The 7,147-nt window shown below is 61.9% G+C and carries 5 protein-coding genes and 1 pseudogene; all 6 read left to right on the top strand.

Going from position 1 to position 7,147, the window contains the following annotated elements; genetic code table 11:
• Positions 1–1,583 (top strand): methylmalonyl-CoA mutase (gene scpA, locus ABYB95_RS13415; RefSeq protein WP_372659065.1); only part of this gene is annotated, 1,583 nt, incomplete at its 5' end.
• 116 nt (positions 1,584–1,699) lie between these two features.
• A pseudogene (locus ABYB95_RS13420) lies at positions 1,700–1,858 on the top strand (GIY-YIG nuclease family protein); the annotation flags it as partial.
• Between the two features lie 291 nt (positions 1,859–2,149).
• On the top strand, positions 2,150–3,127 hold the full coding sequence (meaB, locus tag ABYB95_RS13425) for a methylmalonyl Co-A mutase-associated GTPase MeaB (RefSeq protein WP_372659069.1): 978 nt from the start codon (positions 2,150–2,152) through the stop codon (positions 3,125–3,127).
• A 37-nt stretch (positions 3,128–3,164) separates the two neighbouring features.
• Positions 3,165–4,697 carry an acyl-CoA carboxylase subunit beta gene (locus ABYB95_RS13430; protein WP_372659066.1) on the top strand — a complete coding sequence of 511 codons (1,533 nt, stop codon included), beginning with the start codon at positions 3,165–3,167 and terminating at the stop codon, positions 4,695–4,697.
• 13 nt (positions 4,698–4,710) lie between these two features.
• Positions 4,711–5,001: a helix-hairpin-helix domain-containing protein gene (locus ABYB95_RS13435; protein WP_372659067.1), complete on the top strand. Its 291-nt coding sequence runs from the start codon at positions 4,711–4,713 to the stop codon at positions 4,999–5,001.
• 37 nt (positions 5,002–5,038) lie between these two features.
• Entirely contained in the window at positions 5,039–7,087 is a 2,049-nt protein-coding gene (locus ABYB95_RS13440; RefSeq protein ID WP_372659068.1) for an acetyl-CoA carboxylase biotin carboxylase subunit, read from the top strand.
• Positions 7,088–7,147: the final 60 nt, after the last annotated feature.

Below are 7,147 nucleotides of genomic sequence, written 5' to 3' on the forward strand. Positions count from 1 at the left end.
ACATCCTCAAGGAGTTCATGGTTCGCAACACGTACATCTACCCGCCGGTGCCGTCGATGCGCATCATCGGCGACATCATGGAATACACCGCGGCCCACATGCCGCGTTTCAACTCGATCAGCATTTCCGGCTACCACATGCAGGAGGCTGGGGCCAACCAGGCGCTCGAGCTGGCCTTCACCCTGGCCGACGGCAAGGAGTACGTGAAGACCGCGCTGGCCAAGGGCCTGGACGTCGATGCCTTCGCCGGGCGCCTGTCCTTCTTCTGGGCGGTCGGAATGAACTTCTACCTGGAGATCGCCAAGATGCGCGCGGCGCGTCTGCTGTGGTGCCGCATCATGAAAGAGGTGGGCGCCCAAAAACCCAAGAGCCTGATGCTGCGCACGCACTGCCAGACCTCGGGTTGGTCGCTCACCGAGCAGGACCCCTACAACAACGTGGTGCGCACCACCATCGAAGCCATGGCTGCGGTGTTCGGTGGCACGCAGTCGCTGCACACCAATTCGTTCGACGAGGCCATTGCCCTGCCCACCGAGTTCAGTTCGCGCATCGCACGCAACACCCAGCTCATCATCCAGGAAGAGACACACATCCCCAACGTGGTCGATCCGTGGGCCGGCAGCTACATGATGGAGAAACTCACCCAGGACATGGCCGACGCGGCCTGGGCCATCATCGAAGAGGTCGAGGCCATGGGCGGCATGATCAAGGCGGTGGACAGTGGTTGGGCCAAACTCAAAATCGAAGCCGCCGCCGCCGAGAAGCAGGCGCGCATCGATTCGGGCAAGGACGTGATCGTGGGCGTCAACAAGTACAAGCTGAAAGACGAAGACCCGATCGAAGCCCGCGATATCGACAACGTGGCGGTGCGCGAAGGCCAGATCGCCCGCCTGAAATCCATCCGAGCCAGCCGCGACGAGGCCCAGGTGCAGGCCGCGCTGCAGGCCTTGACCGCCGCTGCCGAAAGCGGCGAGGGCAATCTGCTCGATCTGTCCATCCAGGCCATGCGCTTGCGCGCCACCGGTGGAGAAGTGTCGGATGCGCTGGAAAAAATCTACGGGCGCCACCGCGCCGATACGCAAAAGGTGACCGGTGTGTACGCTGCCGCATACGACTCCGCCGAAGGCTGGGAACAGCTCAAAGCCGAAATTGAAGCCTTCGCCACCGCCCAGGGCCGCCGCCCGCGCGTGATGGTGAGCAAGCTGGGCCAGGACGGCCACGACCGTGGCGCCAAAGTGGTGGCCACCGCGTTCGCCGATCTGGGGTTTGACGTGGACATGGGCCCGTTGTTCCAGACGCCGGAAGAATGCGCGCGCCAGGCGATTGAAAACGACGTGCACGCCGTGGGCGTGTCCACGCTGGCCGCCGGCCACAAGACGCTGGTGCCGGCCATCATTGCCGAGCTCAAGAAACAGGGCGCCGACGACATCATCGTTTTCGTGGGCGGTGTGATTCCGCGCCAGGACTACGAGATGTTGTACGAGGCAGGCGTCAAAGGCATTTACGGCCCGGGCACACCGATTCCGGCGAGCGCGAAAGACGTGCTGGAGCAGATCAAGAAAGCCCTTGGTACAGCCCCATAGTCGCTTTGGTTCTGTCGCATGCCAACCTCTCCGTTCGGGCTGAGCCTGTCGAAGCCCTCGCGAACCGCTCATCCTGAGCCTGCCGAAGGATCGAAGCCTTCACACACCAATACCGCGTGAAACCATTTTTCGTTTACCTGCTGCAATGCGGAGATGGCTCCTACTATGCGGGCCACACCGACGACCTTGAAGCGCGTTTGTTGCAACACCAGACGAGCGACTCTGGTTACACCGCCCGGCGCCAGCCGGTCGAGCTGGTTTGGCACGGTGAGTTCGAAAGCAGGGAGGGGGCGCTGAGCTTCGAGCAACAGATCAAAGGGTGGTCGCGGGTGAAGAAGGAAGCGTTGATTGCAGGCGACTGGGAACAGATTCAGTTGCTGGCTCGATCGAAGGGGCGTGAGGATGGGCTTCGATCCTTCGACGGGCTCAGGATGAGCGGTTCGCGAGGGCTTCGACAGGCTCAGCCCGAACGGAATGAGGTTCCGCTCGATGGCAGAGAGGCACTCCCTTTGTCCGCCCCACCAGCCTCCGTTCGCCCTGAGCCTGTCGAAGGGCTCACCGAGAACATTGTTTGGGGGGCACCCATGGTCCAACGCCGGGCCATGGCGAAAGCCATCACCCTGCTGGAGTCCACACGCGCCGACCACCGCACTCAAGCAGATCAGCTGCTCACCGCCTTGTTGCCGCACACGGGAAAAAGCTTTCGCCTGGGTATCAGCGGTGTGCCCGGTGTGGGCAAGAGCACCTTCATCGAAGCACTGGGCCTGTATCTGATTGGCCAAGGCCACCGCGTGGCGGTATTGACCATCGATCCATCCAGCACCGTCTCGGGTGGCTCCATCCTGGGCGACAAAACGCGCATGGAGCACCTGAGCGTGCACGAGAAGGCCTATATCCGCCCCAGCCCGAGCAGTGGCACGCTGGGTGGTGTGGCCGAGAAAACGCGCGAGGCCATGCTGGTGTGTGAAGCGGCGGGCTACGACGTGGTGATCGTGGAAACCGTGGGCGTGGGCCAGAGCGAGACGGCGGTGGCCGGCATGACCGACATGTTCGTGCTGATGCAGCTGCCCAACGCCGGCGACGATCTGCAAGCGATCAAAAAAGGCGTGATGGAGCTGGCCGATCTGGTGGTCATCAACAAGGCCGACATCGACCCCGACGCCGCGACCCGCGCCCGCGCGCAAATCACATCGTCTTTGCGCTTGCTCGGTTTGCATGGCAACCCCGAGCACGTGCAGCACGACGACAAGGCCTGGCACCCGCAGGTGATCCAGCTCAGCGCCTTGAAGGCCCAAGGGGTTGACGCGTTCTGGATGGCCGTCGCGCAGTTTCGCGAATTGCAGAGTACCAGCGGCAAGCTGCAATCGCGCCGCCAACAACAAACCAAGGCCTGGATGTGGGACCGCATCGATGCCGGATTGAAACAACGTTTTCGCGAACACCCCAAGGTTCGCGCAGCACTCGCCCAGACCACGCAACACGTGCTGGCCGGCGAGTTGCCTGCATCCACGGCAGCGCGTGCGCTGCTGGACCTGTTTGATTGATTTTTGAAGACCACTGAGAGATCCACCTGGAGAACCCATGCAAGACATCCTGGAACAACTGGAAAACAAGCGCGCCGCAGCGCGACTCGGCGGCGGGCAAAAGCGCATCGATGCGCAGCACGCCAAGGGCAAACTGACTGCACGCGAGCGGCTGGAGGTGTTGCTCGACGAAGGCACTTTCGAAGAGTGGGACATGTTCGTCGAGCACCGCTGCACCGACTTCGGCATGCAAGACAACAAGATTCCGGGCGACGGCGTGGTGACCGGCTACGGCATGATCAACGGGCGCCTGGTGTTTGTGTACAGCCAGGATTTCACGGTGTTTGGCGGCGCCTTGTCTGAGGCCCATGCCGAGAAGATTTGCAAGGTGATGGACCAGGCCATGAAGGTGGGCGCACCGGTGATCGGCCTGAACGATTCGGGTGGCGCTCGTATTCAAGAAGGCGTGGCCTCGCTCGGAGGCTACGCCGAGGTGTTCCAGCGCAACGTGATGGCCAGCGGTGTGGTGCCGCAGATCAGCATGATCATGGGGCCCAGCGCCGGTGGTGCGGTGTACTCGCCGGCCATGACCGATTTCATCTTCATGGTGAAAGACTCCAGCTACATGTTCGTCACCGGCCCAGAGGTGGTGAAGACCGTGACGCACGAAGAGGTGACCGCCGAAGAGCTGGGTGGCGCCATCACCCACACCACCAAGAGCGGCGTGGCCGATCTGGCGTTTGAAAACGATGTCGAAGCGCTGCTGATGCTGCGCCGGCTCTACAACTACCTGCCGCTGTCGAACCGCGAAAAGGCACCGGTGCGCCCCAGTGGCGACCCGATCGACCGTATGGAGTTGAGCCTGGACACGCTGGTGCCCGAGAACCCGAACAAGCCGTACGACATGAAGGAGCTCATCGTCAAAACGGTGGACGATGGCGACTTCTTTGAACTGCAACCCGAATACGCCAAAAACATCCTGATCGGTTTCGCGCGCATGGACGGTCAGACCGTGGGCATCGTGGCCAATCAGCCGCTGGTGCTGGCCGGTTGCCTGGACATCAAGAGCTCCATCAAGGCGGCGCGATTCGTGCGCTTCTGCGACGCTTTCAACATCCCGGTGATCACCTTTGTGGACGTGCCCGGTTTCATGCCCGGGACTAGCCAAGAGTTCGGCGGCATCATCAAGCACGGCGCCAAGCTGCTCTACGCCTACGCCGAGTGCACCGTGCCCAAAATCACCGTGATCACGCGCAAGGCCTATGGCGGCGCTTACGACGTGATGGCTTCCAAGCATTTGCGCGGTGACGTGAACTTCGCCTGGCCCAACGCCGAAATCGCGGTGATGGGTGCCAAGGGCGCGGTAGAAATCATCTTCCGCGAAGACAAGGGCAACCCCGAGAAGATCGCGGCCAAGGAGGCGGAATACAAGGCCCGCTTCGCCAACCCTTTTGTGGCGAGTTCGCGCGGTTATGTGGACGACGTGATCTTGCCGCACGAGACCCGCAAGCGCATTTGCCGTTCCCTGGTGATGCTGAAGGACAAGAAGGTTGAGAACCCGTGGCGCAAGCATGGGAACATTCCGCTCTGATCCAGGCGCCGATATGCCCAAAGCCGCCACCGCAGCACAAGCCCATGTGCTCACCGACATTCCCAATCTTGGAAAGTCCTTGAGCGCCGATTTGCGTAGCGTGGACGTGCACACACCGGACGACGTGCGCTTAATGGATCCGCTGGCCAAGTACCTTGCCCTGAGTGGACCCATGGGCCATCGCCACGACCCTTGTGTGCTGGACACCTTCATGGCCGCGCACGACTTTATGAACGGTGGCGCCGCACAACCCTGGTGGCATTTCACCGCCCAACGCAAGGCGCTTTACGGGCAGATCCGCTAGCGACCAGACCAGAATCCAATACTGACAGGAAACCCACATGTTCACGAAAATCCTGATCGCCAACCGTGGCGAAATCGCCTGCCGCGTGATCGCGACGGCCAAAAAAATGGGCATCGCCACCGTGGCGGTGTATTCCGAAGCCGACAAAGAGGCGCGCCATGTGCAACTGGCCGACGAGTCCGTGTTGCTCGGCCCCGCGCCGTCGCGCGAGTCCTATCTCGTGGCCGACAAGATCATCGCGGTCGCGAAGAAAACCGGCGCACAGGCGATCCACCCGGGCTACGGCTTTTTGAGCGAGAACGAGGCCTTTGCCAAGCGCTGTGAAGAAGAGGGCATTGCCTTCATTGGCCCCAAGGCGCATTCGATTGCCGCGATGGGCGACAAGATCGCATCGAAGAAGCTGGCCAACGCCGCCAAGGTAAATACCATTCCCGGCTGGAACGAGGCCATCGAGTCGGCCGAGCGCGCCGTGGAGATCGCCAAAGACATTGGCTACCCCGTGATGATCAAGGCCTCGGCCGGCGGCGGCGGCAAGGGTTTGCGGGTGGCGTTCAACGACAAGGAAGCCTTGGAGGGTTTCACGGCTTGCCAGAACGAAGCGCGCAACAGCTTTGGCGACGACCGCATCTTTATCGAAAAGTTTGTCGAGCAGCCGCGCCACATTGAAATCCAGGTGGTGGGCGATTCGCATGGCAACGTGGTGTACCTCAACGAGCGCGAGTGTTCCATTCAGCGCCGCCACCAGAAGGTGATCGAAGAGGCACCGTCGGCATTCATTTCCGAGGCGACCCGCAAAGCCATGGGCGAGCAGGCCGTTGCGCTGGCCAAGGCGGTGCAATACCAGAGTGCGGGCACGGTGGAGTTTGTCGTCGGCAAGGACCAGGACTTCTACTTTCTGGAAATGAATACCCGCCTGCAGGTGGAGCACCCGGTTACCGAGGCCATCACCGGGCTCGACCTGGTGGAGCTGATGATCCGCGTCGCCGCTGGCGAGAAGCTGCCGCTGACCCAAGACCAGGTGAAGCGCGAAGGCTGGGCGATCGAGTGCCGCATCAATGCCGAAGATCCGTTCCGCAACTTTTTGCCTTCGACCGGCCGCCTGGTGCGTTTCGCGCCGCCGGAACAAACCATGTTCCAGGGCAACACCGATGCGCTGTACGGTGTGCGGGTGGATACCGGCGTGGTCGATGGTGGCGAAATTCCGATGTTTTACGACTCGATGATCGCCAAGCTCATCGTGCACGGCAAAGACCGCTTGGAGGCGATCGCCAAGATGCGCGAGGCGCTCAACGGTTTTGTGATCCGCGGCGTCAGCAGCAATATTCCGTTCCAGGCCGCCTTGCTGGCACATCCACAGTTTGTGAGCGGCGACTTCAACACCGGCTTCATTGCCGCGCATTATGCCGACGGTTTCAAGGCCGAAGACGTGCCACACGACGATCCGGATTTTCTGGTCGCGCTGGCGGCTTTTGTGCGGCGCAAGTCGCGCGAGCGGGCCGCGGGCATTTCCGGTCAGTTGCCGGGCTACGGCGTCAAGGTCGGTCACGATTTTGGCGTGATCACGCTCGACGCGGCCGGCGAGCATGGCTACCGCCAGGTGCATGTGGACGAAGTGGTGGGCCAGATCGGTACCGCCAGCGTCACCGTGGGTGAGAAGCGCTACGCCATCAGCAGCCCTTCGCGTCTGAACGACGTTTGCATCACCGGCGTGTGCAACGGGCATGCGTTCACGGCACAAATCGAGCGCGGTACGCCGCGCAACCCGCTGGCCTTGGTGGTGCAGCACGACGGGACGCGCATCGAGGCCATGGTGGTGTCGCCGCGCATGGCCGAATTGCACCGCCTGATGCCGTTCAAGGCACCACCCGACATGAGCAAATATGTGTTGTCGCCGATGCCGGGTCTGCTGGTGGATGTGGCGGTGCAGGCAGGGCAGGCGGTGCAGGCGGGCGAGCGGGTGGCTGTGATCGAAGCCATGAAGATGGAAAACGTGCTGTTTGCCGCACACGACGGTGTGGTCAAATCGGTCGCTGCGGTCAAGGGCGCGTCTCTGAGCGTGGACCAAATCATTCTGGAGTTTGTATGAGTTCTGTTGCCATGTCCCCCACTTCTACACACGCGTCCCAAACCATCGCGGTACGGCGGC

It is taken from the genome of Hydrogenophaga sp. (genome assembly GCF_041633695.1).
GTDB lineage: Bacteria > Pseudomonadota > Gammaproteobacteria > Burkholderiales > Burkholderiaceae_C > Hydrogenophaga.